Origin of the sequence: uncultured Nitratireductor sp., from assembly GCF_913053745.1 — a bacterium.
Classification (GTDB): Bacteria; Pseudomonadota; Alphaproteobacteria; order Rhizobiales; family Rhizobiaceae; genus Nitratireductor.
Genome location: NZ_CAJXGF010000060.1, coordinates 1 through 24,854 on the forward strand (window position 1 = coordinate 1; position 24,854 = coordinate 24,854).

The window sequence follows — 24,854 nt, forward strand, 5'->3', positions numbered from 1 at the left end:
GGGCGAACTCGATGCCGGGCGCCGCCTTTGGCCCCTTCACCGTGACAGCCGCCCGAGCCGGCGCGTCGGTGGTCGCAGGTGCCGGTGCCTTGTTTACCGGCTTGGCCTCGACAGCCTTGGCCTTCTCCATGCGGCGAAGGTCTTTCAGCTCCTCGTCGATGGTGTCGTTTTCGTCGGCGAGGGTTCCGAACTCTTCGCGTTCGGCCTCATCCTTGGTGCGCCCTTCTTCGGACGCCTTGGTCTGGATTTCCTCCATGCGGGCCATATTCGCGGCACGCTTGGCTTCCAGAGCCGTGATCTGCTCAGCGAGCGTTTTCATGTCTTTGCCCTCCTTCGGGCGCAAATTGACGGGTTTGTGAGATTTTCCCGAAGCGCCGGGAGAGGTCTTCGCCGGACGCTCAATCGTGCCAATCGCGGCGGGAGCGTTCGGATCGAAGGACTTGATGAGCGCGACACCGGCCGCGTCCATGTTCTTGATGCTCGTCATGACGGCTTCCGGCTGGGCCGGGATCGTGACAGCGGAAAGTTCGAAGACTTCGCTTTCAGTGAAGCGAATGCCGTTGGTGCCTTCGATGAAGGCGTACTCGATGGCCTTGAAGCCGATGGAAACGGCGCGGACCAAGCCCAGCTTGATCGACTGCCAGGCTTCATCAACGCGATCTTTCAGCGTCCCGGCTTCTTCAATGACGGGGAGCTCAGCTTCGAATGTGATGCCATCCTCGGTCGGCTCGTCAAACTTCACCGTGCCGATGGGTTTCCCGGAATCGTGCTGCCACAGGAACGGCATGGGGTTCTGGAACTTCACCCCCATGGGCTCGACAACATCGCCAACACGATCAACCGCCGGCGTCGTCGCGACACCGCGAATTATGCGCTTATCCTCGTTCACTGCCTTGATGTGCAGATACGAGTATGCGCGGCGCGTCACAGTCATGACGGACCTCCAGCGTTTTGATTTTCAGGGAGCGATGTCAGCCGAAGGCGAACATCTGATATTTGGGCTCGGGCTTCGTCTCAGGAGCGAACCGCTTTGCCGTGCCAAGTGCCATCAGGGCCGCCTGCAAACCGTCGATCCTGACAGAGGAAGATCGGTTCGATTTTTCCTTGTCGACCTTCATGTTACCGGCTGGGTCTTTGACCGTGATCGCATTGGCGACACACGAATTCATGACCGGATTGCCGTCGTGTCGAAGCCTGCCAGACAGTGCCAGCTCGACGAAAAACTCGATGGCCGGCGAGATGTCCTTGAACCCCTGCCCGTACGGCTCGAGCGGAAGGTCGACACCCTCATCAGCCATATCGACCTTGAAGTCATCGATGCGCCAGCGGTCGAACCCGATTGCCTGGATATCGAAGGCCTGCATCAGATCACCAAGTTGGGCCGCCATGTACCGGTATTTGATGACCGGCCCAGGCACAGAAGTGATGTGACCTTTGCTGATCCAGACGCGAAACAGCTCCCGCTCGCGATCCCGGCGCGCCTCCATCTGTCCTTCCGGCGTCCAGAAGAATGACAGTAGATCAAACCCTGGCTCCGGATCATCGTCCGGGAAGGCCAGAACCAGCGCGCAAAGATCATGCTTGCCGGATAGGTCGAGGCCGCCAAAGCACTTCCGCCCTTTCAGATCGGCCACGTCGATCTCCGCTTTGCAGGCCTCCCAGATCGGACGGGTCACGATCCTGTTCTCGGCATTGCCGTCGATCCGCTGGTTGAGGCGCAGGTTCCGGTATCGCGCCTCGAACATAGGAACGCGCCGGGCCTGCTCGGCCTCCTTCACCACATCATCGAGATCGAGAAACACCCCGGCAGCGGGGTTACACTGCTTGATGGTCTCTCGTGAGAACGGATCCGCATCAAGTGGCGCGCTTCGGAGGTCAATCACGATACTGCTGTCATGGCCTTCAAGCGCATCGTCAATCAGCATCGACAGCGGATGATCGTCTGTCGGAGCCTGGGTAGAGATCACCATCCCCAACGCTGCCTTCCGCTTGCCCATCGCGGTGCGCAGGTTCTCGAGCAGCTCGCCGTCGCGCGCCTGCGCCAGTTCATCATAAACCCAGAACGACGGCGCCAGACCATGAGCGCGCCGAGCATCAGCCGACAGTGCTTCATAGATCGAACCCGCCCCGTCACCGTCCAGAACCTCCATTCGCTTATGAAAGCGTTGTGGGTTCACGCGCGCGGCGAACTCCGGCACCGCGAGAATTATTGCCTCCATCTCGTTGAAGATCAGACCGGCTTGCTGCCTGTCGATGGCAGCCGAGTAAACCTCGCCGCGCTGCTCGCTCTCAGGACCAAGCAGATGACACAGCGCCAGCCCGGAAATCAGGCCAGTCTTGCCGTTGCCACGTGGCTCCGACTTGATCGCAAGACGGACCCGGTTCGCCCCTGATCGTCCATAAACCTTCTTCACGAACTCCCGCTGTTCCGGCAGCAGCTTCATGCGCTTGCCGGCGAGCTTGCCCTTGGTGATGGGCAGGAATTCGAGGAAAGCAATCACCCGCCCGACGCGGGTAAGGCCTTTCTTCTTCCATGGGAGCCGGCGCTTCGACTTCTCTGCCTGTTCCCGCGCCAGCCTTGCCCGAGTGGCACCTGGCCCGCGAAGTCCCATGCATCAATCCTTGTGATTGGAAGCGGCAAAACCATCACCGCAGAGAAACTAATTCTGTTTTGAATTACCGAGGCGGTCTAGAAGGGGCCCCCGATCCCGATTTTCCGATACCCCCACCCCCTTTTCGCGCCCACAGCGGGCCATGGGAGGCCGTGGAGAGGCGTTGAGCATTTTACCGGGGCAGCCCGACCGAGAAACCCCTACCCTTCGTCTATGGGCCAGCCATCCAGCCCTATGAGCGCGCGCTTCCGTCCGGTCTTCTCGAACGACTGCTTCGCGCTGTCATGGCAGTGCTTGCACAGGCACTGGAGATTGTCGCGGTCCCAAAACAGGCGCTCGTCTCCCTTATGCTCTTTGATGTGGTCGGCAACGAGCTTGCTCGTGTCGGGCTCGACGCGCTTGCACCTCCTGCACGTGAAACGGTCCCTGACAAGGATGCTCCATCGGAGCTTCTGCCACCGGGCGGTTTTGTACCAAGGGCGATAGCCCTGCGCTTCCGATGATCTGCGGTCTGGACGGGTCAACGGATCAACATCGCCGCGACCACCAACACCTCCATGAGAAGCGCCAATGCGATTACACCGACGAGCATGAAGCATACTCGCTGCCCGATATTCTTCGGGCCAGTGATACCTGGCGGGGGCTTGCGAGGCATCAGTCGTACTCCCCTGTCTCGGCCAGCACGCCAATCACTTCCTCGCCGAGGCCGCGACCGAACGCGATTTCCTCCGCGTGTGGCCATGACGTTGCAATGATGCATCCGCCATACGGGCGACCATTGGCCTTGAACTGAGTGCAGAACACCACTCCACGGGATGCGAGTATGTTGCACTGTTTCGTATTGAGGCCGTCGAGATCATTGAAGCAGATGCCGTCAGCAATCGGACGGGACGGTTGCATGCGGGGTCCGGCGTTGAGCATGTCAGGTCTCCCGAAGATCGTCATAGCTGCGCGCCCGCGGCTCCTGATCTGCCGTACCCTTGGCGAACACCACCATATCGCAATCAGCAACCTCCCGCTGGGCGCGCCGGTCCCATCCGCGATGGATGAAATCGGGTGGCCCGAAGGCCTTCACCGCTGAGTGGTATTCCTCGCCACGGAAGCCGACGAAGTGTGTGCAGCGCATCGATGTTCCTGTCTCGAATGGACGGGCGCGCCCTAAGAGCTTCAACCGGCTATCGCCTGCGGGTCTTTCGGGCTCACTCGTTTGGCGCGATCTACTACAGAGCCTTATTCGATGCCGTCCATTTCAGGTGATTGCGAGCATAGACGACCCATAGTGCAAGGTTCATGGGGATCAGTCCCCACGAGGCGGTCGATATGATCCAGATGAGCCAGAGGCCTTGATTGACGAGACCCAGAAGCCACGCATGGCGCGATCGGTTCCCGGCGAGGATCGTCATGTAGATCGTGATGGCAGAGAGCAGCCATGGAAGGTACTCAGCTATCAGCTGCATCAGAAGTTCAGCGCCCATCCGGCAGTTGTAAGAGCTCATGCCAGCCGGAGCGATCTTGCGGAACTCTGCGATGGTGCGCCGGCGATGGGGAAGGCTGACGCCGCGCATTGCATCACGGAGAATGCGAGCATGAAGCGCCCGGCTGATCTTCGCGGTCAGCGAGACGTACTCGTCATATCCGATGACGCCGCGCTTCCACATGGACATGACCGCGCGGCGCTCACTGCTGACCGTTCTGAAAAGCGCAGAATGCTCGCCAGCCCTGCGGAAGCGATCTTCAAGCTGCCCCATGAAACCGGAGCGGAGGAACGTCTGGTAGATCGGGTTGCGCTCGCTCATGCCGCGCTCTCTCTTTCTGGGGTGGGGGATGGGGTGCGGGAGACGGCCTCGTACAGCTCATCGAGAACCTTGGCCTCTGCGAGGGTTTCCTCGCCCTTCTGGCGCTTGAACTTGCGCGCCGCGTCGAGCCATTCCGGGTTCTGGATCAGGATGCTGACATGAACGTATTCCTGCACGTCAGGCAAAGGAACGTAGTGGCTGTGACTGTGAAGCCGCTCCACGATTGGCATGAAGTCGTCGGCGATCTCGCAGAAATCAGTCTGGTCTGGATCGCCGCCGCCCTTCGTCAGCATCGACGTGATCTTCGCAATGACACCCTGCCGGAGCATCTTGTCCGCGCCTTCGCGTTCGGCTGCATCGGCAGTTTCCGGGAAGGCGTCGGCAATGACGCGATCCGCGATCTTGGCGGCGCTCTTGCCAACTTCACCAATGGCGGCATTCACCGCCTCATGAAATACGCGGAGTTTGTCAGTGAGCATTGATGTCTCCGAGAAACTTGTTGAGGGTGGCGGCAGCCTTCTGGACAGCGGCGATGTTCGCGGCCTGATCGTCAGCGCGCTCATGCAGACCATGCAGGGCGAGCAGCAGGTTTTCGTCTGTTGCCCATTCCGCGAAAGCGCGGCAGGTGCCGTAGACATGCGTCCATGCAGCGCCAGCCTTCGACGGGGCTTTGTAGTGGGGGTTCTTTCGGTTCGGAGCGGTCTCACCGCGAATGCCCTGCTTGGCGGCTTCCACTACCGCTTCGCGCAACGCGGCCTTTGTCGGTTCCTGCTTAGCTTCGAGGCGGCTATCAAGGGTACGCCGCGTGATGCCAGGGTCTGCCTTTTCGGCGTCCCTGATCTGGCGGGCTTCGTGGATTTCCTTGTGGGACATTCCAACGTCGGCGGCTGTGAAAGTCTTCCCTTCTGGAAGAGTTTTCGGACGCCCTTTGGCGGCTTCGCCCCGTTCCTGCGCCGCATCGTACTCATCTGCCAGTCGGCGCTTTGCGGCAGCCTCGATCTCAAGAGCATCAGCCTGTGCTCGGTGCGCCTTGGCGATCAGCTCATCGTGAGCGCCTTTCGCCTTTGCCAGCCGCGCCGCTTTCTTCGAAGCGTCGTAAGCTATGGATGCGGCATCCTTCGCTTCCAATACCTCGGCAGCACTGGAAGCGCTCGCAAGCTGCGTTGCCGCGCGCTTCACCAGTCCGGTGAGCGAATTCTCGTTGAACGGAATGACGGCGGCTTGCTGCTGTGTTGGCTGGAACTCGATCATGCCGCCGACTCCCTATTGGGAGCCGGACCGAAAATATCAGGACGCAGCTCATGGCGTGAGATGCCCGTAATACGCTCGATATCGAGAACCCGCTCCGCAGGTACTCGTTTCCACGAATACAGGGCGTTGTGTTTGATGCCGAGTTCGCGGGCCAAGGAAACTATTCCGCCCGACCGCTCCGCTGCTCTTGAGACAATATCGATCATGGTAGGTATTGGTAAGTCACACCTACCTACCATGTCAAGCGCCGATGTAGGTGCATTATACGTAGGCTGAAAGTACAACCTCAGACATGACAAAACGCACCGAAACAATTGGCCAGCGCATCCGGCAAGCGCGAACCCAGAAAGAACTCACCCAGCAGGATGTCGCCGATTTTTTTAAAATTTCTCGCGTGTCGGTGACGCAGTGGGAAGGCGATGTAACAGTTCCGGAATCAGAAAAATTCCCCCGACTCGCCGAGCTCCTTGGTGGGGATGCAGAATGGTATCTGACAGGGAAAGGACGGTTTCCGATCTCCGAAAGCCTAAAAAATCACGTTTCCTCTCAGGTGAAAGCTGACAAGCCGAACGCAACCATCGGGGCGAGAGTTGGCGCTAGCGGGGTCAGGATACCGGTTTACGGGAGTGCAGTAGGCGGATTGGATGGGGAATTCGAATTGAACGGCAGCATTCTGTACGAGGTTTTAGCGCCGCCATCTCTGTCGCCGATATCAGGTGCCTACGCAGTCCAGGTCTCAGGAGAGTCCATGGAACCGCGATATTTCGACGGCGAGGTGGTTTTTGTAGACCCGACACGGCGCGTTAGGCGCGGAGATTTCGTGGTGGCTCAGGTGCGTCTCGAACCACAGGGGCCGCTTCTTGCTTACATCAAGCGTTTCATTCGCCACAACGCCGAAGAACTGATCCTCGAACAGTACAATCCATCAAAAGAATTGCGCTTCAGGCACGAGAACGTTCATTCAGTGCACTTTGTCGTTATGGGCGGTGTCGCCTAGCCAAATAGGGGGAATTCATGCGGGGGAAGATTGCAGCGATAGCGCTGGTGGGAGTGCTGGTGGCCGGCTGCCAAACCACGTCAAACGAGCCGCTTCCGTCGAACAGCTTCACGTTCAACTCAAGCAAACAGGTGGCGAAAGAGGCGATCGTTTCCACCTACATGTCTCGCGGCTTCAACATCGTCCGCGATAGCGATCTCCAGTTGGTTATGGACCGACCTGCTAGCGACAATTTTGGCGCTCAGCTTGTGTTCGGTTCCAACTGGAACTCCGTCCCAAATGCAAGGATCACCGCCACATTGCTGGGAGACAATCCCACCAATATCACCGTTCGGCAGGCCATCGTTACAAACCCCGGAACCGGATTTGAGCGCGTCATGGACCTTTCACAGAACCCCAGCGCCCGACAGCAACTTCAGATCGGAATGTCCCGAGCCAAATCGATGGCGGAATCAACAGCCAACGCCAGCTCAAGCTGAGAGCGTAGAGGAGGCTTACTCAGGGGAAGCAATCATGACCGACAAGCTCGCCACGCAGCTCCTGACCGCCGCCGACGAACTCGACGGAATGTCCCGATCTGAAATCCAGGTCTTGCTCCGAAGGGCAGCGCTGCGCGTGGACAATCGAACTCAGGAGGCGGGCAAAACTATCCTGATCCGTGAGATTATGGCCGTGATGGACGATTTTGCCGCAGAACAGAGCCTATCCCGAGACGAGGCAGTGAACGCCGCCCTGCTCGATTGGGCCATCGGCATGGGCCTTATCGAGGTCGATGATCTGGATGAGGACGAGTAACACCGAATGGCCGACAAAAACGATGTGATCTACAACGAACGCGTCAAACTCACTGCAAACTTCCTGAATGGACTTGCTGTTGCAATGGTGGCCGTTGGAGCTTTTGCTCCATTCGTCTCATACGCCTCTAGGAACTCGAATGTCAGCCTGAAAACCGTTGCCCTCTTTGCCATTGGTTGTCTTTTGATCGCCATTTCCCTACATTTGAGAGCAGTTTTCCATCTTAGGAAATTGAAATGAGTGAACTGGAATTTCTACTCATTGGCTTAACGGTTCCGCTGCTTACGCTGGTCTTCGCGCTATGGGTGACGTCCGGAGACTCCGACGGGAAATCAGATCTCAAGAAGTGAGCGCCCTTCCCTTCTACGTTTGAGAGGTAGGGCTTGGGAGATATAATACTCCCTCTCAGAGCCCTATATCCTCTAATCATAAACTACCGTTATTATGTTCTACCGTTATTAGGGGTATCACTGGTGACACCCAGTCTAGGGATCACTGGTGATACTTAGGACGCCCACGGGAAGATCAGAAAATAGTGGTTCACAGCCCTATTCCTTCGACCGCGCGTCACCTTTTCGAGGTCAATCAGCCCTTCCTCTCGAAGCTTCTTGATTGACCGCTTCACCGTCGCAACGCCCAGCCCCAAATCCTTCGCGATTGTCGTCTGCTGGTGCTTCGTGTGGTTGTCCCGCCGGTTCATGTGCATGGCGATGAAGATGCCGACCCGCTGGCAATCGGCGGTCAGGTAATCCCGCCCCAGAACATGCCTGATCCATTCATCCCTGTTCCGATACCATTGCCCGGCCGGCGATAATTCCGTCTCTTCGTTCATTGATTTTCCCTGAAATTCTGCCGCTCGCGCCATCGCGAAGCGGAAACTCTGCATGGCAGCCAACATAGGCCCAACCTACTTTTGTAGGCAAGACCTACATTTTCCATTTGACAATGTAAGTAGGCTGAACTTACATTCCTCTCACACACCGAGCACGAAGACGGCCCTGCCAGATCTGCCGGACACAATGGAGAGGAAGACGATGGAACTGTCGAAGCAAGTTGATGACCTGATCGAGCGCGGCGCGCTGTTCGTCATCAACCATTCCGCCGGCAAAGACAGCCAAGCCATGACGATTATGCTTCGGCGTGTTGTTCCTGCCCGCCAGCTTCTCGTTGTCCATGCCGATCTTGGTGAGGTCGAGTGGGATGGGAATATCGATCATATCCGCAAGACCATCGGCGACATCGCCTTCGAGACCTGCCGCAACCCGAACAAGACGCTTCTCGAAATGGTCGAGCGTCGCGGAATGTGGCCAAGCCCAGGTCAGCGCCAGTGCACCAGCGACTTGAAGCGCGGCCCCATCGAAAGAACGATCCGCCGATATCTCAAGGCGCACCCTGAATTCGGCGGACTTGTCGTCAACTGCATGGGTATTCGGGCCGAGGAAAGCACTGCTCGGTCCAAGCAGAAGCCTTTCCGCTTTCACGCCGGAAATAGCAAGGCGGGCCGCGAGTGGTATGACTGGCTGCCGATCTTCGACATGTCCAAGGAAGACGTGTTCGCGCTGATCGATGAAGCTGGCCAGAAACCGCATTGGGCCTACGCGGCCGGAATGTCTCGACTGTCCTGCGTGTTCTGCATCATGGCGAACCGTTCCGATTTGCGTACAGCAGCAAACCTTAATCCAGACCTCTACAGCCGCTACGTCCGGCTTGAACGCCAGATCGGCCACACGCTGTCGATGGACGGCCGCGGGCTGGAAGAAGTCACCGGCATTCAAGCCACCACCTAGCCCACTCCCCCGGGAACATGGAGCACGAGATCATGCCCATCATCGATTACAGCGCAGACTTACGCCTTCCGAACGGCAAGATCTGGTTATCGGTCGAATGCCGGATTGATGTCGAGGCGGAGCGCGACCATCTCAATGGCGATTGGACCCTGAACGTCAATGACGTGCTGTTCGATGTCTCCACCCATCGCGAGCCGAGCAGCTATGTCTCCACATTCTGCGAGGCAGCCAAACCCCTCATGGCGCAAATGGGCCACGAGATTATTCAGATCGCGGAAGCCGACGATGCGCTTCTTTCTGAGGTTCTGGACGACCAGAGGGAGGCGGCTTGATGCCCTCCTTCGAATTCACCCGCCAGCGCGCCGATCTGGAGCACGAATACCGCAAGGCCATGCGCCGCGCCCTCGTGCTGATCGACGCCGGCGAACTCTCCCACGCAGAAGCGCAGATCAAGTCCGCGAACGACTTCCGGTCAGCGATCAATGCGCTTGAGACCAAAAGGAAGGCCGCGTGATGAGGATCAAGGCGCGCAAGAAGTATCTCACCCGGGACGGTCGCATAGCAGGGCCGGCGAGGTTCAACCGGGGATCGCCAGCATGCCTGGAATACACGGTGCCCCTTGACGGGCACCCGGCGACCTATGACCGCCATGGGAACCGCTTCTCCCCGGGCCTTAAGGACCCGGAGGATTTGGTTTCCGAGATCGAGAGCCGCCAGCCGAAAAGGAGCGCGGCATGAGCAACAATCAATTCAAGGTCGGCCGCGCCTATTGGCTCCGCGATGGCCGGGAGGTTGAATACCTTGCCCGAACCGATGATGGAAAGCATGTCGTTGCTCCAATCATCGAACTGGAAACCTATGAGGGATATGAGGTCGGTCGCGGACCTGCCGAATTCACTTCGGAGCTATTCACCAAGCCGCCGGTCGAAAAGCGTAGTGAACAGATCGCGTCGCTTCAGGCGGAAGTCCGCGATCTGGAAAACCGCAAAACCAAGCTTTACTCGGAATGCCTCCATTCGGAGCGCGATACTCGTGCCCGTCTGGATCGGTTGAAGAAATTCGAAGGGCTGGAACGGATCGAGGATTTCGTTGAAGGACGGATCACCCATGTAGTGATCGAGGCCTATGGCGATACGATCTATGATGTTCTGCCGCTTGATGATCTACAGCAGTACGACAGTGGCTACAGCCGGAAGCCTGAAGGCATAAAGCTCATCAGCCTGTTCGGGAAGACCAACGGCGATCTTCAATGGAAGGTCAACGCTTGGCGAGACGGCAGCGGATCATGGAGAACTATCCTCCCGTGCGCTTCCGATGAGGAGGCCCGCCAGGCGCGACGGAACCTCATTCAGGCCGGTCTTTCAGACCATTGGACGGATTACACACCGCAGAGAGGGTATCAGTTCCTTCGCTTCGCTGCGGCGGCGATTGCGGAAGGTATCGAGCTTTCCGCCGATCAGGATGAAGCATACCGCGCCGCAATGGAGAAGGTCCGCAACCAGCAACGCGAAAACCTGATCAAGGAAATCGCGGACCGGCAGAAGCGCCTTGACGCCCTTTCCAATTCAGAAACGGAAACGCGCGAGGCCACCAATGCTTAGCGCCCTCCACTTCCACCTCCCATTCCAAAACCACCCGACCACCCGCGTGGCAATCATGATCGTCATCGGCGCGGTGTTCATCGGGTTCTTTGAAACGCCCCACTGAGGCCAGAACGATGAAATCCGACCTGATCGACCTTCGCGTTCGAGCGAAACACATGACAGAGCGCGCGATCCTCGTGACCACAGACGACGAGAACGAAGCATGGTTGCCGTTCTCCCTCGTGGATCTGAGGACCACAGGCCGTGTCAATGAATACGACGTGACGCTCCCCGAACAGCTGGCAATTGAGAAAGGGTTGGTGTGATGACCGATCTCGACACAGACGCGATGCAGTCCATTGGTGACATTGCCTCGCGGATCGTCGGAGGCCTTTCCCAAGAAAGACAGTGGAACGGCAAGACGATCACCGAACCTGGTGTCTATTCCGGCATCACGCTCGACCAGTATCACCAGAAGCGCGACCTTCTGGATGGTCCATCCATCTCGAAATCTGCGCTGAAATGGCTCTTGCCGGCTTACGGCGGCTCTCCCAAGGCATTCTGGGGCCGCTGGGCATGGAACCCGAACCACATCGCGCAGGAAACCACCTCAGCGCTCGACTTCGGCAAGGCCGCGCATGCGCTTCTGCTTGGAGACGAGGTGTTCTCGGAGAAGTTCGCCGTTCGACCAGACTACCGGCCCGATGATGGTGAGCTGCCTCCCAAAGAACGCCGGAAGTGGAGCGGAAACGCGAACGACTGCAAGGCGTGGCTGGAGAATGCGTCCGAGAACAATCTGACGGTCATCACCGCTGAACAGATCGAGCGCATCAAGCGTATTGCCGAGGATGCATCGACATACCCGCTCATTCAGATGGGCGTGCTCAACGGCCGCGTTGAGCGGTCAATGTTCTGGAAGGACGATGAAACCGGCATCTGGCTGCGCAGCCGCCCCGACGCGATGCCCGACGCAGATGGTGTGTTCGCGGACCTAAAGACCGCATCGAAGTTTGATGAGGACTTTCTGGAGCGCCAGATCTTCGACGCCGGCTATTTTCTCCAGGCAGCCATGACGCGGATGATTTGCCGTTCGCTCGACATCCCCTTTGAGACGTTCGTGCTCGTCTACGTTCTGAACGACGATGTTCCGGATACGGCACATGTCGAAATCTCAGCCCATGACATCGACCGTGGCGAACGCGTCATCAGGTGGTGCCTGAACACAATCCGCCATTGCCTTGATGCCGACGACTGGCCAGGCGCGCGTCCGTTCTCAGGAGGCGAGCGGCATATCCAGATGAAACCATGGGCCAAATCCCGGCTCGATGACTTCCTCGACCATCAAGACCAGATCGCCCAGCAGGAGGCCGCATGAAGCGCAAATACCAGCGCGGGTCGGTCATCCGCGACCCCGATCTCGTCATTCACATCATCCGCCAAGGGCGCCCTCTCTACTGGAGGGACAAGGTTCAGAACGCCGGATGGATGCAGAACCAGACAATTCGGTCAATCGAAGCGCATGCCCGCGCCGGCTACTTCGCCTTCGCCCATCCGATCAGGGAAAGGAAATCCGCATGATCATCGATCCAGATATCCGCGAAGTCGATGAACCAGTCGTCACCGTCGAAATGAGCATGCGACAGGCCGAGTGGGTCTCCAACGGGCTCTCTGACCTTCTTTGTTGGGCGCGGGGCTTCAACGCAGCCCTTTCGCAAGACGACCACGACCGGAGCCCAATGGGCGTTTCTCAGGCACGCGAAATGAACATCGCCCTGAAAAGGGCAATTGAAAGGGCCGAAAAATGAACCAGCTCGTCTCGCAACAGAACACTTCAATCAACCAGGTCGGAATCGCATCGGGCAACGGCTCTAAGATCGCCCCACAAACGCTTGGCGAGGTCGTTCGCTTCGCAGAGGTCATGTGCAAAGCAGACATCGCACTGCCGAAGCACTTGCGCGGCAACGCCGGGGCGTGCATGGCCGTGGCGCTTCAAGCTCTCGAATGGGAGATGAGCCCGTTCGCTGTTGCTTCGAAGTCCTATTCGGTCAACGGCCAGATTGCATATGAAGCCCAGCTCATCATGGCTGTTATCAACACACGATCCGGCATCGAAGGACGCTTGAAGTTCCGCTTTGAGGGCGAAGGTCCGGAACGGGTCTGCATCGCCTTTGGTAAAATTGATGGCGAAGAGCTCGAGGTTCGGTCTCCGAAGTTCAAGGACATCACTCCGAAGAACTCCCCGCTCTGGAAGTCCGATCCCGATCAGCAGCACTGCTACTACACCGCTCGGGCGTGGGGCCGGCGACACACGCCAGAGGTGATCCTTGGCGTCTACGACCGGGACGAAGCAGAGCAGTTCCGCGGGCCTGACAACGCCAAGGACGTAACGCCTCCGTCGCTCATGTCACGCTTGCAGGCTCAGAAACCCTCTGGGGACCCCCAGGAGGCGCGCGAAGGCTTCGACATGGCCAACGTGACGCGCGAGACCGAAGGGCTCTCCAGCGGACAGGAAATCCATCACGAACACAGTTCACCGGCAGAAAGCCCCTCCGGTGACGGCAGTGCCAGTGCTCCGCCTTCCTCTCCTGGTGCTGGCGCTGCCGACAATTCACCCGCCACGGCGGACGGGGCCGGCTCGCAAGACATGGGAGAGAGCGAAGGCGAGCCGGTCTCGAATTCGGTCATCAATCTACTGATAGAATGCCGCGACAAGTTCTTGTCCCTGGCCACCAATATGGACCTTCCACCTGATCAGCGCCGGCACACACTGATTTCGACAAAGGATGCATGGAAAGGCGAACTTCCCGATCACCAATCGTTCGTAAAGGCCTGTTTTGAGGCGTCCGACAGGATCATCAAGGGCGATCAGGACACTACCGCGGTTCTGCATCGAGAGGCGCAGGAGCGCCAGTTCCTTGACGGCTTGATTGAAAGGGCGAAACAATGACCGATCGCCCCATCCTTTTCAGCGGCCCAATGATCCGCGCACTGCTTGAAGGCAGGAAAACGCAGACCCGCCGCGTCCTTAACAAGGCCCGCGTGTTCGCAACACCGGAGACACGTGCTTTCACGTTATCCGGCGACGACATGGCTCGCGCGCTGCAAAACGCTGATCGCTTTCGTCATCTGGGCGGCGATGGATGGTTCTGGGAAGCCGATGCTTTCGAATGGCAAGCGCCGGCAACCCGCACCGGATGGATGGCTCACATTGGTTATGCCCCTGGTGATCGCCTTTGGGTGCGTGAGGGGTTTTTCGGCGGCCATCCCGGATGCGCCAATATCACCTATCGGGCGGACCAAATACACGCGATGGTCGCGATCCCATGGAAGCCCTCGATCCACATGCCCCGCTGGGCTTCCCGCCTCACCCTTATCGTCACAGACGTGCGGGTGCAGAGGTTGCAGGAGATTAGCGAGGAAGACGCTGACGCAGAGGGGACCGCGCATTGCGACCAATGCGGAGACGCCGGCTGGATCAATTCTGGCCCGGATGGTGGCTGGGAATGCACGGCACCGGGTTGCGGAGATGCGTATGTCGATTGCTTCCGGCACACATGGGATGGCCTCAACGCCGAGCGCGGCTTCGGCTGGGACGTAAACCCTTGGGTGGTCGCGCTGACCTTTGAAGTCATTCGTCAGAACATCGATGCAATGGGAGAAGCGGCATGAGGCGTTCATACTCCCAGCCAGCTATCTCCACTCCCGCCACGAGCGGGACCGGGGTCAATAAACGTTCCGGTATTCTCGTCAAAGCCGCACGAATAGCACTTGTATCGTGTAAGTCCGTTCCCTTTAGCGACAGCGTGAAGAAGGGATTTTTTGTCGTTGTTATAGCAGTCGGCACAAATCTCATGTGGGGGCTCGCTGCCACGTTCCACTTCCTTAACGCGATATACCAAAACCCCCGGTTCAAGGCTTTTCATTTCATACCGCGCCTTATCTGCGTTCCAATCTTTGATCTTCACCAGTTCTTTTTCTATCGCCTCTTTGCTGTCTCGGAGCGCGGAGAAGTCGGATTGAAGGGCAATCAGCTTGCCAAGAAGATCAACCTCCACCTCGGATCGTCTTTTCGCGTCTTTAATCTCACTAAGGGCCTTAACGCCGTCTGCCAGAGATTTAAACGCGCTCGCTCCAGCGAAGATTTCGCCAACCATCAGAATCCTCCTCCTTCTTCGACCAGTCGAGCCACTCTGATCGGCGGCAGTGACGGAGTCCATCCCTCCAAGGAGACGGCAGCATGAGCAAGAAAGCGCATACGCCGGGACCGTGGGTCATAATTCCGGCCGAAGAGTATTGCGGCGATGATCCTGATTTGGACGGTGCATTCATGCGACCGGCGTCTATCGAAGGGTCTGATGGCAACCCCGTTTGCACGTTCGGTAGTGAGGATGGCAGCGGGACGCTTTTCGAGAACGAAGCGGACTACGCGCTTATCGCCGCCGCTCCAGATATGCTGGAAGCGCTGATGGCGTGGAAGAAATACGACATCCTTCTTCGAAGCCTTCCACTTCAAGGGCCTCTCTACGGCGGTGAAATGGTTGAGGTTGATAAGGCATACGACGCCTGCGTTGTCGCCACGGACGCCGCTCTCTCCAAAGCCACAGGAGGCGCGTCATGAACCCGCTCTCTCAGTGGTTTGCGTGGCTCCGCGCCAAACGCACCGCAAGACTGGTCGAGAAGGCCGAGCGCGAGCGTCGGGCCGCGCTCCGGGCCAAGCAATATCGGAAGCAAAAGCACATGGCGTTTCGCTATCTCGATGGGGATCTGCGGAACGCGACGAACGCGAGCCTCGCGGCGTCGTGCGGCCGGGAATGGAGGGCGCGGTGATGCCCCGGCGTGAGTTCACCAAAGCCACCAAGCGCGAAGCCCTCAAACGCTCCGGCGGTCTCTGTGAAGCCGCAGGAGAGTGGTACGGGCTACGCGAAGGACAGCGCTGCAATGCGCCTCTCTCCTATGGCGTCGAGTTCGATCACATCGACCTGGATGCGAACAGCAAGGACAACAGCCTCGGGAATTGCGCGGCTGTCTGCATCGACTGTCATCGGGTGAAAACGTTCGGGCATGACATTCCTGTGGCTGCCAAGACGCGGCGACAACAGGACAAGGCGCTCGGCATCAAGAAGCGCAAGTCGAGCCTGTCGCATCCCTACCTGAAAAAGAAGATATCCGGCGAGGTCGTAGACCTTCGCACCGGGGAGGTTGTTTCGAGATGAGCGAAGACCTGATTGAACGGCTGCGCGGTGTAGAAGCCGCCTTAAGAATTAGGGAATGCCCCTTGCTGGCCTCAGATGCGGCTGAAGCTCGGGGCGAAATAGAACGCCTGCGTAGCCTGACCGAACGGTTGCGGATGGAAGCTCAGGGACATTCCGGTGAAGCGCGAACGGCCAACGCCTCTTTGCAAGAAGCTTATCAAGTTGCGTCTGGCCGTACTGGCGAACCGGGGAACTGGAACGGCGCAGAGCCGATCAAATCCGAGATCGAACGCCTGCGGGCCAGACTGGCTGAGGCAAGCCGGATGTTGGCACGGGTGCCAGGCGCACTGAACAGCTTTTTCAGCGCTGGCATTGAAGAGCGTGAGAACGGATCGGCGCGGCGACAAGAGAAATTGATGGTAGGTGGGGAGATGCTTGTAAGCGAAATTTGCCACTTCCTCATCGCCTTCCCTAGAAAGGGAGAGGGCGAATGAGCGCCGTCCCGTCTGAGTGCCAGAAGTATCGCTACAGGCTCGACCGAGAGATTGACTTTCTGGCCGATGGTCCGGTCTACGCCTTCTTTGGCGTAAACCCCTCGACCGCCGATGCCACCATTGATGACGCCACCGTGCGCAAGTGGAAGGGTTTCGTTACACGGTGGGGCGGCTCTCGCTTCATCGTAGGGAATGTCTTTGCTTACCGCGCTACGGACGTGAAGGAGCTTGCAAAAGCTACCGACCCGATTGGCCCGGACAACTTCGACCATCTGTTTCGAATCTGCGACGAGGCGGACATTCTCGTGCCGTGTTGGGGCAGCAGGAGCAAGCTGCCAAAAGCGTTACGTTATCGCCTTGATTGGGCCTTGAACGTTCTGGCTGGCTTCGGCAAACCATTGATGACATTCGGCGCATCGAAGGGCGGCGATCCCCTTCACCCTCTGATGCTCGGCTACGAAACGACACTCCGCGCACTGGAGGACCAGCCATGAGCGCGAGAGAGTGGCTTATCAAAAAGGGCGGATACTTCTACCGGCCCAATTGCGCCGGGTACACAACCCGAAAAAACGAGGCTGGGCGCTACACCAAGGAAGAGGCTGAGCGCGAGGCGAGAGTCGAGCCTTGGCACATGAGCGCAATCCATCAGGATGAAATCGCAGACGATCCAATCCCTGCCGGCTACCGCATCCTTGCGCCCGGAGAAATTGACCGGGAGACGCTGGAAGCTGCGGCGAAGCACCTTGAAGGATTGCCGTCCTTCGGTGATGGCAAGTGGGCTGCCGCCGCTATCCGAGCATTAGGAGGCGGAGATGGGTAGGCCGGAACGGAACATCGTGGATATCGGGGACGATGAACTCGTCACACTTGCCGAAGCATGCCGGGTGTTCTTCGGTGGCCGCTTGACCCCATCAGGGCTACGCACAGAAGCCCGGAAGGGCAATCTTGTGCTGACGCAGATCGCGAGAAAGGATTTCGTGACGCGGCGCGATATGGAGGAGATGAAGGAGCGATGCCGCAAAAACGCAAGCCGCCCCGGCTCCACTTCCGAGCCGACACAGGAACGTGGATCGTCAAGGACGGAACCAAGCGTATCAGCACAGGATGCGCTGAGGATGAGGCTGAGGCAGCGGAAACATTCCTCGCAGAATACCTCGCCAGCAAATACCAGCCAGAACGCGGAGGTCGTGCCGCTGAAATCACGATAGGTGACGTTCTGATCGTTTATGACGAAGAACGTGCCGACCTGACGAGCCGACCGAAAGAGACCCGTGCCGCCATCGGTCGCCTGAATGATTTCTTCGGCGCCATGGCAGTTTCTGAGGTTAAGGGGCGAACCTGTCGCGACTTCGCCAATGACAGAGGGACGGACAGCGGCGCCAGGCGCGACATGGAATGGCTTCGTGCCGCCCTTAATCACTATCATCGCGAATATGGGCTGGACGTTCTTCCGGCCGTCACGCTGCCCGAGAAGGGTACGCCGCGCGATTCCTACCTTACACGTTCACAGGCCGCCGCCCTACTTTGGGCCGCGATGGGGTGGAGTAAGCGGGAAGATGGGACTTGGCGACGGGACAAAGACCCGAAGCGTCGACATTTGACAAGGCTGATCCTTGTCGGGCTCTACACCGGAACGCGACCCGGTGCGATCTGCAAACTGCAATGGATGCCGAACACAACCGGCGGATGGGTGGATCTGGAGAAGGGCGTGATCTTTCGGCGTGCCGAGGGTGAGCGGGTGGCACACAACAAACGTAAGCCACCAGTTAAGATGGCACGCCGCCTGATCGCCCACATGAAGCGGTGGAAAAGACTGGACAGCGACGGGAAGAAGTCCCTTCGCTATGCCGTTCACTACCGCGGCAGCCAGATCACAAAGCCGCATAAAGCATTCAGGAGCGCGCGGCAGGCGGCAGGGTTGGGAGAGAAGATCACGCCGCACGTATTGCGCCACACGCGCGGGACATGGCTTGCGCAGGCCGGCATCGAACCCGGTCAAGCCGCTGCATCGCTCGGTCTAACCGTCGACGAGTACGAGCGCACGTATCTGCACAACGATCCTTCGTTTCAGGAAGACGCCGCGAACGCATTCTAGCGGACCGTTTGCGGACCGCTTCGCGGAAAACAACGTGAACAAACCAGAACGAAGCGGGATCGCAACGCCCGGAAAACATGGGTTTCTGCGCAGCGTCCGCCGTTCGGGACGAGGGGGTCGCAGGTTCGAATCCTGCCACTCCGACCAGTTTTGCGGGCATCTAGATTTCAATCTCTTCCACGCCTTGGACACGCCCGCGGCGCACAGTTGGGGAACGACGAGCCGTGTCACGCCCACAAAAGTCATTGGCGGAGACACGTCGGCGGCTGAAAAACGCGCAACGAGAACATCGAAATGCTTGAGCGCTGCGTCCGGGTCGGCAGTGTAGATCGTAAGCCGGATAACGTTGGCAAGACTCGTTCCCGCCGCGCTCAAAACGGCGTCCAGATTGTCCAGCGAGAGCGCGATCCGGTGACGCATATCATCCAGGTACTGCGGATTGACGGCGGTTCTTTTCATGCGCGCTACCTAATCTTCAATAAAAAGGACCTGCTGTAAAACACAGCGCTCCTATCAGCGTTCTGACAGGAGTGCCTTCCCGCGCGACGCAGACCGCCACAGAGCTTGTCGAAAACCAATCCCCTCCCCGGGATGCTGAAGGTGCTTGTCAGCATTCCTCGTTAACGCCATTGCCGCGACAGGGGCGGACGCTAATTCTGTTCCCATGGACAGATATGAAATCACTGCACGCGTGATGTTCGCGGCCCTGGAGAACGCCAGTTGGAGGTTGCAGCCACCATCCGTCCGCGAGGAGTGGCTCGCCAAGGCACGCGCGCTCCACGCAGCGATGGATGCGGGACAATGGCCTCCGCGAGACAATAGCGGCCTCTGACCGTCCTGGCCGGTAATGGCCCAGCCCTGTCCAACCGTGCCGAATTTCTTAACACAACGTTAAGATCGCCACCCCTAGATATTCCGATCGACCATCATCCTGGTAAGAAGCGTACGGGAGAGGATTATGCGCGGATTGCTGATTTCGACGTCCATCGCCATCTCACTTCTTTTCTCGGCGGCCTTGCCGGCTCTTGCCGAAGGCACGATCCTCACCGTCAGCGGTGCGGTCGGTAAAACGAACCGCGAGGCCATCGACCCGTTCTTCGACGGCTTTCTGAAGTTTCACGACAAGACATTCGACAAGGCCTACACCTTCAACTGGGATGCCCTGGCCACCCTTCCGCAAAAAACCGTCAAGGTGAATGCCGATACGGAAGACTGGCCCCGCACGCTGACGATGCAAGGACCTCTGCTCGAAGATGTTCTCGCCGCCGCAGACGCCGACGGAAAGGCGGTCACATTATATGCGCTCGATGGCTTCGGCCTGACGATGGATGCCGCCAAGTTGGCCTCCCGCGACTGGATTCTGGCGATGAAGATCGACGACGAGCCCCTCGGCATCGGCGGGTTCGGCCCGTTATGGCTGGTCTACGATACGGGTGGCCGGAAGGTTCCCGAGGAAGAAGAGCGAAGCTGGGTGTGGTCGGTCTTTCACATCGAAGTTGAATAACCGGCAAACGCTGAGTTATGCGACCACCTCATGGGGCGGTTGGTGCATCACGCAATCGCGGCCGCTTTGCTTGGCCTTGTAGAGCAGCGAATCGGCTTCCCCGATCACCGCGTCGAGCGTCTGCGAAGGGCGATGCATAGCAACGCCGATGCTAACGGTGGTGGAAATCTCCTCGATGGAAGTGCCGCACCCCACAAGCCGGCAACTGAGCGCAATGCGCTCCGAGACCGTGCGCGCCAGGGCCAAATCGGCCCCGGGCATGAAAACCGCGAATTCCTCGCCGCCGATACGCGCGCAGACATCGTCGATGCGAACGCTTTGCCTGATCGCCTCGGCTATCAGAATGAGAATCCTGTCACCTTCCGCATGCCCGAACCTGTCGTTGATGCGCTTGAAATGGTCCACGTCGATGAACAGTGCAACGCCGGCCGAGGTCTCGGCCGCGTCGATCATCTCCTTGGCCAGTCGCATGAAATCCCTTCGATTGCGCAATCCCGTCAGAAAGTCCGTGGTCGCCGCCTTGTCCAGTTCCGCCGCCAGTCGCGCAACCGTCGCCGTCTTGCTCAGGAATATGCAGGAGACGGGATAGGCGACCATGACCGTGATGAGCGCCGTCAAAACGAGATCGAGCAGGAGCCGGTCGGAAAAGAACATCGAATAGAAGACGAGGGTCAGCGCATCCGCGCCCAGGGCGGAAAACAAGGTGACAAAGCAGGCTTGCTGCCAGATGCGCAGTGCATAAAACCTGTCGGACACCTTCTCGAACCAACGCATCCCATCGCCTCGCTTTGCCGGCCAAGGAATAAACGCGTCTCGTAAAGATGAGGTTACCCAACGGAAGGCGCGACGCGCAACACGGTGGCGCCAAGTTGAATATTCGGGTTTTCTTTGGAGCTTCTTGTATACACCCTACCGGATCATCCATAAAGTGAAATGAAGATAGTAATGGCGGGTTGAGATTTCGCGTAGAAATTCGCTTCTTCAAAGCCTTTCCGGAGAATCCGGAATCGGCTTATGTTCGAAACTGCGCGTTGCCGAAAGGTTGGGTGTTGATCGTTTCTTTGAAACGTGAACAGATCGAAGTGAGGCGTCTGCGGAGATTGACTTGATGGACATGGTTGCCCTGGCATCCGAGTTCCTGCAAGGTTTGGGAATCGCGGTCATCGCCGCGCTTCTCTACGAGCGCGTGGCCAGGCTGCCGATGACTTCGCTGCAGCGCAGCCTTCTCGTTTCACTGTTGTTTTCTGTCGGCTCCATCGGGCCGGCTTTTTTCACCACGCAATCGTCTTCCGGTTTTTCCTTCGATGTGGGCAATGTCTTCGTCGTTCTGGCCATGACCTATGGCGGCTGGATCACGCTCGCCGTCACGACGGCGGTTGCGATCCTGGGCCGCCTGTGGCTTGGAGGCGCTGGCATGGCGAGCGGCATAGTTGCGGTTTTGATTTGCAGCGTTGTCAGCTTTGCCTTCGCTCAATTGGTGAAAGGCCGGCGGGTTTCGATGCCCGCACTGGCCGGCGTCGGGCTTCTGGTGTCGGTGTCGCTTATCTCGGTCTTTTTAATGCCCTGGGAAACCGCCATGGAGACCTTGGGAAAAATCGCGCCTGTTGCTATTGTGGCCAATGTGATCGCGGCCGTGGTGATCGGACGCATTCTCGAACTGCAACGCTCGCATTTTGGACCGCGGCGTTTGAAGGAGGCACCATTGGGAACCACGGACACGGCAACCGGACTGTTGAACCGGCGCGTTTTCGACAAGCTGGGGCCGGAACTCGCCGCCGCGATGAACTGGGCGGGACAGCCCTATTCTATGGCCTTGATCGATATCGACGAGTTCGACCAGGTGCTCGAAGCGCACGGCCATGCCGCCGGCGAGCAGGCGTTACGTCACGTGGCGACGGTCGTCCAATCCGCAGTCCGTCAGACGGACATGGTGGCCAGCTTCGGCGGTCAGGCCATCGCGCTGGTGTTGCCGGCTTACGATGCCGAACGTGCGTTCGGACTGGCCGAGCGGATCCAGAATGCCGTGGCCGAAACGCCGTTTCGTCTCGATGGAATAGAAGTTCCGCTCACGGTAAGTGTCGGATTGCACACGCCATTGCCGCGCAAGGAAAGCTTCTGGATCGCACTCGGTCAGGCCGATACCGCACTCAACCGCGCCAAATCCACCGGGCGTAACCGTTTGGAAGTGGCTGTCTAGGTCGAAAACACCCCGAGACCGGTGCGTACCTACCCTGCACGGATCATGGCAGGGTGTTTGTCGCATTGCCTTGACGGGCATGAGAATTCTTGTGCCAGCCCCGCACAAGTCCGCACAACCCTTTGAAAACGAATAGCAAGGCCGTGGCTAAATGCGCGCGGCACGTTTGATGCTTTTGTTTCGGTGTGTCCGAAAGAGATCTTCGTAAAGCGCCACGGGAACGCCGGAGCGGGCCGACAGACCGAGCCCGCTTGTCGTGGATCCGATCGTCTGGCGGCCTCTCGTTTTGTTCGCTTCTTCTCCGTCTGGGCGCACAGAACGATTGATTTGTTCTCTTTTTGTTCTTATCATGCGGACATGCAATATACCCTGCCTCTTGCGCCTTTCGACCGGATTGCAAGCCTTCACCAGCGCTTGTTGGCTGTCTTCGGACCGCCTGCGGATTTCGTGCGTCTCGACCCGGTCAGCCAAATGCTTCTTGCGATGCTCAGCGCCAGAACGCGCAACGAAACGGCCCTGAAAGTCTTTGCCGGACTTGTCGAGTATTTCGAGGTGGCGAAACATAAGGGGTCCTGGGCCCGGTTGGCCGAAGCGCCTTTCCACGAAATTGACCCACTGCTTGAAGGCATCACCCATCCCGAGCGCAAGGCCGTTGCCCTGCCCCGCGCCCTGCAGGAGATCGTCGGCCTGCGGGGCGCGCTCAGCCTCGATTTTCTGCATGCCTGGCCGGTGGAAAGCGGCCTTTCATGGCTGGAGCGGATTTACGGCGTCGGCCCCAAAACCGGCACCGCCACACTCAATATGAGCACCCTGCGAAAACGCATCCTCGTCGTCGACACAGCCCATTGGCGCGCCGCCCGCTGCCTGGGACTGATCCCCCGACAGGCGTCACCGGAGCGATCGGTTCGCCTTCTCAACCGTCAACTTCCCAATCGTTGGGAAGCCGCCGATACCGAACAGCATCATATTCTGATGCAAGATCTGGGACGAACATTCTGCGCCCGCAACCGCAACAGCGATTGTCCTTTCGGCTCCGTCTGTGTTCATAGCGCAAAACTTGTGGCGTCAGCGCCCCGTGAGCGCCTGCTGGAAGAGTGGCTGCGCGATACTTCCATCCCAATCGCCATGCACGAAAAGGGACCGAAGACGAGTCGAATCAGTCCCTTGGAAACGAAAGCTGCCAATTTGAATCAGGACGTTTCGCGTGCATGTCCGGTGGCGCAAACCGCCATTGCGCCCGCCGTGTCCCTGTAGTGCGCGTTCGGGATTTGCATCATGAAACACATCTTCGAAGCGAAACCGTTCCAGGAGAATTTAGAACCGGATTTGCGAAGCGGCTCGGGGAAAGCGTCCGGCCCCGCTCCTGAGAAAACGGGCAGCGTTCTTGAGGCTCTGCGCCGCCGCATCGCCACCCAGGAGAGGCTGATTCCCACCCCACGCCCGTCTCTCAAGCTCGGGCTTGAAGCGCTCGATGCCGCACTGCCTGGTAGCGGCCTCAAGACCGGCGCGCTGCACGAAATCCTGCCGGCCACCCATGGCGACGTCGCCGCTGGCCTCGGCTTCGGCATCTGCCTTCTGGCGCGCCTTGTCCGCCAGCGCCCGGGGCCCATCCTGTGGGCAGCGCCCACACATCTTGAAAACAGCCAAGGCGCGCTCTACCCGCCCGGCCTTGCAGCCCTCGGGCTCGACCCGAACCGGCTGATCCGAATCGAGGTGCGCAAACCAATCGATGTTCTGTGGGCATTGGAGGAAGGACTTTCCCATGCACCCCTCGCCGCCGCCGTCGGCATTCTTCCGGACAATGCCCGCGCCTATGATTTCGCCGCCAGTCGCCGCCTTGGCTTGCGTGCCGCTCGCCAGGGCGTCACCGCATTCGTCATGCGCGGCAGGCAGGCTTCCGCGGAGACGACAGCCGCCGAAACACGCTGGTCCGTCGCCTCGCTTCCTGCCGTCACGCACTTTTCCGGACGATCCGGTCCGGGCGCACCGCGCTGGCGGCTTGCGCTTCTCAAATGCAGGCAAGGAATATCCCGCCGCTCATCGAAAGGCTGGGATGTCGAGTGGGATCATGAAACGCTTTCTTTCCGTCTTTCTGCCCCGCTGGCCGATCGAACGGCGGCGCCTACAAGAGCACGGACGCAGGACACCGGCCAGCGCACATGGGCAGAAGCCTCATGACGTCGCGCCCCTGGCGCTCGTCACCTCCACCGACAATGGCCAACGCATCACCGCGCTCAACCAGTCAGCCGAAGCGCTCGGCTTCTTGCCCGGCATGGCGCTGGCCGACGCGCGCGCCGTTCACCCTGCCCTGCAAGTCGCCCATGCCGATCTTTCCGGCGATGAGCGCGCACTCATCCGGCTGGCCCTCTGGTGTCAATGTTTCTCGCCCATCACGCGGTCCGATCTTCCCGACGGAGTGAGCCTCGACATCACCGGCTGCGCCCATCTCTTCGGTGGCGAAGCCGCACTTGTGGATGCGCTTGCCAAAAAGCTCGACAGTTTTGGCCTCACCGCGCGATTGGCTCTTGCCCCGACCATACGTGCCGCCTGG

40 protein-coding genes and 1 pseudogene are annotated in these 24,854 nt (G+C 58.9%); 28 read left to right on the forward strand and 13 right to left on the reverse strand.

Annotation, left to right across the window (positions count from 1 at the left end):
• The 3 genes from QZ638_RS11460 to QZ638_RS11470 all read right to left on the reverse strand — a co-directional run.
• Window positions 1–934: HK97 family phage prohead protease (locus tag QZ638_RS11460; RefSeq protein WP_295810300.1), on the reverse strand; the 934-nt coding region annotated here is incomplete at its 3' end.
• Window positions 935–971: 37 nt separating this feature from the next.
• Window positions 972–2,444, reverse strand: coding sequence for a terminase TerL endonuclease subunit (locus QZ638_RS11465; protein WP_295810303.1), 1,473 nt, complete (start codon window positions 2,442–2,444; stop codon window positions 972–974).
• Between the two features lie 368 nt (window positions 2,445–2,812).
• A complete protein-coding gene (locus QZ638_RS11470) occupies window positions 2,813–2,971 on the reverse strand; it encodes a hypothetical protein (protein WP_295810387.1) in 159 nt (52 codons plus the stop codon).
• Between QZ638_RS11470 and QZ638_RS11475 the strand changes: the two genes are divergently transcribed.
• Window positions 2,897–3,115: a hypothetical protein gene (locus tag QZ638_RS11475; protein WP_295810393.1), complete on the forward strand. Its 219-nt coding sequence runs from the start codon at window positions 2,897–2,899 to the stop codon at window positions 3,113–3,115. The genes QZ638_RS11470 and QZ638_RS11475 overlap by 75 nt on opposite strands.
• Before the next feature lie 151 nt (window positions 3,116–3,266).
• On the opposite strand, the gene QZ638_RS11480 is transcribed toward QZ638_RS11475, so the two are convergent.
• The 6 genes from QZ638_RS11480 to QZ638_RS11505 all read right to left on the reverse strand — a co-directional run bounded on the left by QZ638_RS11480 (window position 3,267) and on the right by QZ638_RS11505 (window position 5,898).
• A complete protein-coding gene (locus QZ638_RS11480; protein WP_295810305.1) occupies window positions 3,267–3,533 on the reverse strand; it encodes a hypothetical protein in 267 nt (88 codons plus the stop codon).
• A 1-nt stretch (window position 3,534) separates the two neighbouring features.
• Complete coding sequence (locus QZ638_RS11485; RefSeq protein ID WP_295810307.1) at window positions 3,535–3,738, reverse strand: hypothetical protein; 204 nt, start codon at window positions 3,736–3,738, stop codon at window positions 3,535–3,537.
• Window positions 3,739–3,832: 94 nt separating this feature from the next.
• Window positions 3,833–4,408: a hypothetical protein gene (locus tag QZ638_RS11490; RefSeq protein ID WP_295810309.1), complete on the reverse strand. Its 576-nt coding sequence runs from the start codon at window positions 4,406–4,408 to the stop codon at window positions 3,833–3,835.
• On the reverse strand, window positions 4,405–4,887 hold the full coding sequence (locus tag QZ638_RS11495) for a hypothetical protein (RefSeq protein WP_295810311.1): 483 nt from the start codon (window positions 4,885–4,887) through the stop codon (window positions 4,405–4,407). The genes QZ638_RS11490 and QZ638_RS11495 overlap by 4 nt, the downstream gene beginning before the upstream one ends.
• Window positions 4,877–5,659, reverse strand: a complete 783-nt coding sequence (locus QZ638_RS11500; protein ID WP_295810316.1) for a hypothetical protein — start codon at window positions 5,657–5,659, stop codon at window positions 4,877–4,879. Before QZ638_RS11500 ends, QZ638_RS11495 begins: the two co-directional genes overlap by 11 nt.
• The gene (locus tag QZ638_RS11505) at window positions 5,656–5,898 is read right to left on the reverse strand and encodes a Cro/CI family transcriptional regulator (RefSeq protein WP_366936237.1); all 243 of its coding nucleotides are present in this window, start codon (window positions 5,896–5,898) and stop codon (window positions 5,656–5,658) included. The genes QZ638_RS11500 and QZ638_RS11505 overlap by 4 nt, the downstream gene beginning before the upstream one ends.
• A gap of 53 nt (window positions 5,899–5,951) precedes the next feature.
• Between QZ638_RS11505 and QZ638_RS11510 the strand changes: the two genes are divergently transcribed.
• From QZ638_RS11510 to QZ638_RS11525, 4 genes are read left to right on the forward strand one after another with little or no spacing between them, the layout of a single operon-like run.
• Complete coding sequence (locus QZ638_RS11510) at window positions 5,952–6,656, forward strand: helix-turn-helix domain-containing protein (RefSeq protein ID WP_295810321.1); 705 nt, start codon at window positions 5,952–5,954, stop codon at window positions 6,654–6,656.
• 17 nt (window positions 6,657–6,673) lie between these two features.
• Window positions 6,674–7,135 (forward strand): hypothetical protein, encoded by a 462-nt coding sequence (locus QZ638_RS11515; protein WP_295810323.1) that lies wholly within the window; start codon window positions 6,674–6,676, stop codon window positions 7,133–7,135.
• A 34-nt stretch (window positions 7,136–7,169) separates the two neighbouring features.
• On the forward strand, window positions 7,170–7,451 hold the full coding sequence (locus QZ638_RS11520; protein WP_295810325.1) for a hypothetical protein: 282 nt from the start codon (window positions 7,170–7,172) through the stop codon (window positions 7,449–7,451).
• Between the two features lie 6 nt (window positions 7,452–7,457).
• Window positions 7,458–7,691 (forward strand): amino acid transporter, encoded by a 234-nt coding sequence (locus tag QZ638_RS11525; protein ID WP_295810326.1) that lies wholly within the window; start codon window positions 7,458–7,460, stop codon window positions 7,689–7,691.
• A 265-nt stretch (window positions 7,692–7,956) separates the two neighbouring features.
• On the opposite strand, the gene QZ638_RS11530 is transcribed toward QZ638_RS11525, so the two are convergent.
• Complete coding sequence (locus QZ638_RS11530; RefSeq protein WP_295810328.1) at window positions 7,957–8,283, reverse strand: helix-turn-helix domain-containing protein; 327 nt, start codon at window positions 8,281–8,283, stop codon at window positions 7,957–7,959.
• 52 nt (window positions 8,284–8,335) lie between these two features.
• Here QZ638_RS11530 and QZ638_RS11535 point away from each other — a divergent pair, with 52 nt between their 5' ends.
• The 10 genes from QZ638_RS11535 (at window position 8,336) to QZ638_RS11580 (ending at window position 14,490) form a co-directional block, all read left to right on the forward strand.
• Window positions 8,336–9,238, forward strand: a complete 903-nt coding sequence (locus tag QZ638_RS11535) for a phosphoadenosine phosphosulfate reductase family protein (protein WP_295810330.1) — start codon at window positions 8,336–8,338, stop codon at window positions 9,236–9,238.
• Window positions 9,239–9,270: 32 nt separating this feature from the next.
• Complete coding sequence (locus tag QZ638_RS11540; RefSeq protein ID WP_295810332.1) at window positions 9,271–9,570, forward strand: hypothetical protein; 300 nt, start codon at window positions 9,271–9,273, stop codon at window positions 9,568–9,570.
• A complete protein-coding gene (locus QZ638_RS11545) occupies window positions 9,570–9,752 on the forward strand; it encodes a hypothetical protein (protein ID WP_295810334.1) in 183 nt (60 codons plus the stop codon). Before QZ638_RS11540 ends, QZ638_RS11545 begins: the two co-directional genes overlap by 1 nt.
• Window positions 9,753–9,972: 220 nt before the next feature.
• Window positions 9,973–10,839: a hypothetical protein gene (locus tag QZ638_RS11550; RefSeq protein ID WP_295810337.1), complete on the forward strand. Its 867-nt coding sequence runs from the start codon at window positions 9,973–9,975 to the stop codon at window positions 10,837–10,839.
• 116 nt (window positions 10,840–10,955) lie between these two features.
• On the forward strand, window positions 10,956–11,147 hold the full coding sequence (locus QZ638_RS11555; RefSeq protein ID WP_295810339.1) for a hypothetical protein: 192 nt from the start codon (window positions 10,956–10,958) through the stop codon (window positions 11,145–11,147).
• A complete protein-coding gene (locus QZ638_RS11560; protein WP_295810341.1) occupies window positions 11,147–12,196 on the forward strand; it encodes a PD-(D/E)XK nuclease-like domain-containing protein in 1,050 nt (349 codons plus the stop codon). The genes QZ638_RS11555 and QZ638_RS11560 overlap by 1 nt, the downstream gene beginning before the upstream one ends.
• Window positions 12,193–12,399: a hypothetical protein gene (locus tag QZ638_RS11565; protein WP_295810343.1), complete on the forward strand. Its 207-nt coding sequence runs from the start codon at window positions 12,193–12,195 to the stop codon at window positions 12,397–12,399. The genes QZ638_RS11560 and QZ638_RS11565 overlap by 4 nt, the downstream gene beginning before the upstream one ends.
• Window positions 12,396–12,626, forward strand: coding sequence for a hypothetical protein (locus QZ638_RS11570; RefSeq protein WP_295810345.1), 231 nt, complete (start codon window positions 12,396–12,398; stop codon window positions 12,624–12,626). Before QZ638_RS11565 ends, QZ638_RS11570 begins: the two co-directional genes overlap by 4 nt.
• Window positions 12,623–13,768, forward strand: a complete 1,146-nt coding sequence (locus tag QZ638_RS11575) for a hypothetical protein (protein WP_295810348.1) — start codon at window positions 12,623–12,625, stop codon at window positions 13,766–13,768. Before QZ638_RS11570 ends, QZ638_RS11575 begins: the two co-directional genes overlap by 4 nt.
• Window positions 13,765–14,490 carry a hypothetical protein gene (locus QZ638_RS11580; protein ID WP_295810350.1) on the forward strand — a complete coding sequence of 242 codons (726 nt, stop codon included), beginning with the start codon at window positions 13,765–13,767 and terminating at the stop codon, window positions 14,488–14,490. The genes QZ638_RS11575 and QZ638_RS11580 overlap by 4 nt, the downstream gene beginning before the upstream one ends.
• Before the next feature lie 5 nt (window positions 14,491–14,495).
• Here QZ638_RS11580 and QZ638_RS11585 read toward each other — a convergent pair whose 3' ends face one another.
• Window positions 14,496–14,975 carry a hypothetical protein gene (locus QZ638_RS11585; RefSeq protein WP_295810352.1) on the reverse strand — a complete coding sequence of 160 codons (480 nt, stop codon included), beginning with the start codon at window positions 14,973–14,975 and terminating at the stop codon, window positions 14,496–14,498.
• Window positions 14,976–15,058: 83 nt separating this feature from the next.
• Here QZ638_RS11585 and QZ638_RS11590 point away from each other — a divergent pair, with 83 nt between their 5' ends.
• Genes QZ638_RS11590 through QZ638_RS11620 form a run of 7 tightly spaced genes read left to right on the forward strand, consistent with a single transcriptional unit; the run spans window position 15,059 to window position 18,602 of the window.
• Window positions 15,059–15,439 (forward strand): hypothetical protein, encoded by a 381-nt coding sequence (locus QZ638_RS11590; RefSeq protein WP_295810354.1) that lies wholly within the window; start codon window positions 15,059–15,061, stop codon window positions 15,437–15,439.
• Window positions 15,436–15,648: a hypothetical protein gene (locus QZ638_RS11595; protein ID WP_295810356.1), complete on the forward strand. Its 213-nt coding sequence runs from the start codon at window positions 15,436–15,438 to the stop codon at window positions 15,646–15,648. The genes QZ638_RS11590 and QZ638_RS11595 overlap by 4 nt, the downstream gene beginning before the upstream one ends.
• A complete protein-coding gene (locus tag QZ638_RS11600; protein WP_295810358.1) occupies window positions 15,648–16,034 on the forward strand; it encodes an HNH endonuclease in 387 nt (128 codons plus the stop codon). The genes QZ638_RS11595 and QZ638_RS11600 overlap by 1 nt, the downstream gene beginning before the upstream one ends.
• Window positions 16,031–16,507, forward strand: a complete 477-nt coding sequence (locus QZ638_RS11605; protein WP_295810361.1) for a hypothetical protein — start codon at window positions 16,031–16,033, stop codon at window positions 16,505–16,507. Before QZ638_RS11600 ends, QZ638_RS11605 begins: the two co-directional genes overlap by 4 nt.
• Window positions 16,504–17,001, forward strand: coding sequence for a DUF1643 domain-containing protein (locus QZ638_RS11610; protein ID WP_295810364.1), 498 nt, complete (start codon window positions 16,504–16,506; stop codon window positions 16,999–17,001). The genes QZ638_RS11605 and QZ638_RS11610 overlap by 4 nt, the downstream gene beginning before the upstream one ends.
• Window positions 16,998–17,327 (forward strand): hypothetical protein, encoded by a 330-nt coding sequence (locus QZ638_RS11615; RefSeq protein ID WP_295810367.1) that lies wholly within the window; start codon window positions 16,998–17,000, stop codon window positions 17,325–17,327. The genes QZ638_RS11610 and QZ638_RS11615 overlap by 4 nt, the downstream gene beginning before the upstream one ends.
• 57 nt (window positions 17,328–17,384) lie before the next feature.
• Entirely contained in the window at window positions 17,385–18,602 is a 1,218-nt protein-coding gene (locus QZ638_RS11620) for a tyrosine-type recombinase/integrase (protein WP_295810370.1), read from the forward strand.
• Here the strand turns inward: QZ638_RS11620 and QZ638_RS11625 are convergent.
• Window positions 18,525–18,977: a RidA family protein gene (locus QZ638_RS11625; protein ID WP_295810390.1), complete on the reverse strand. Its 453-nt coding sequence runs from the start codon at window positions 18,975–18,977 to the stop codon at window positions 18,525–18,527. The two genes, QZ638_RS11620 and QZ638_RS11625, sit on opposite strands and share 78 nt — an antisense overlap.
• Between QZ638_RS11625 and QZ638_RS11630 the strand changes: the two genes are divergently transcribed.
• Both QZ638_RS11630 and QZ638_RS11635 read left to right on the forward strand, forming a co-directional pair.
• Window positions 18,897–19,100 (forward strand): hypothetical protein, encoded by a 204-nt coding sequence (locus QZ638_RS11630; protein WP_295810397.1) that lies wholly within the window; start codon window positions 18,897–18,899, stop codon window positions 19,098–19,100. The genes QZ638_RS11625 and QZ638_RS11630 overlap by 81 nt on opposite strands.
• A gap of 460 nt (window positions 19,101–19,560) precedes the next feature.
• Window positions 19,561–20,106 (forward strand): hypothetical protein, encoded by a 546-nt coding sequence (locus tag QZ638_RS11635; protein ID WP_295810372.1) that lies wholly within the window; start codon window positions 19,561–19,563, stop codon window positions 20,104–20,106.
• 15 nt (window positions 20,107–20,121) lie between these two features.
• On the opposite strand, the gene QZ638_RS11640 is transcribed toward QZ638_RS11635, so the two are convergent.
• A complete protein-coding gene (locus QZ638_RS11640; protein ID WP_295810374.1) occupies window positions 20,122–20,880 on the reverse strand; it encodes a GGDEF domain-containing protein in 759 nt (252 codons plus the stop codon).
• 334 nt (window positions 20,881–21,214) lie between these two features.
• On the opposite strand from QZ638_RS11640, the gene QZ638_RS11645 reads away from it, so the two are divergent.
• The 4 genes and pseudogenes from QZ638_RS11645 to QZ638_RS11660 form a co-directional block, all read left to right on the forward strand.
• Window positions 21,215–22,303, forward strand: a complete 1,089-nt coding sequence (locus tag QZ638_RS11645) for a diguanylate cyclase (protein WP_295810378.1) — start codon at window positions 21,215–21,217, stop codon at window positions 22,301–22,303.
• Between the two features lie 357 nt (window positions 22,304–22,660).
• Window positions 22,661–23,557 (forward strand): iron-sulfur cluster loop, encoded by an 897-nt coding sequence (locus tag QZ638_RS11650; protein WP_295810381.1) that lies wholly within the window; start codon window positions 22,661–22,663, stop codon window positions 23,555–23,557.
• 21 nt (window positions 23,558–23,578) lie between these two features.
• Window positions 23,579–24,481 carry an inducible mutagenesis protein A gene (locus QZ638_RS11655; protein ID WP_295810385.1) on the forward strand — a complete coding sequence of 301 codons (903 nt, stop codon included), beginning with the start codon at window positions 23,579–23,581 and terminating at the stop codon, window positions 24,479–24,481.
• A 10-nt stretch (window positions 24,482–24,491) separates the two neighbouring features.
• A pseudogene (locus tag QZ638_RS11660) lies at window positions 24,492–24,854 on the forward strand (DNA polymerase Y family protein); the annotation flags it as partial.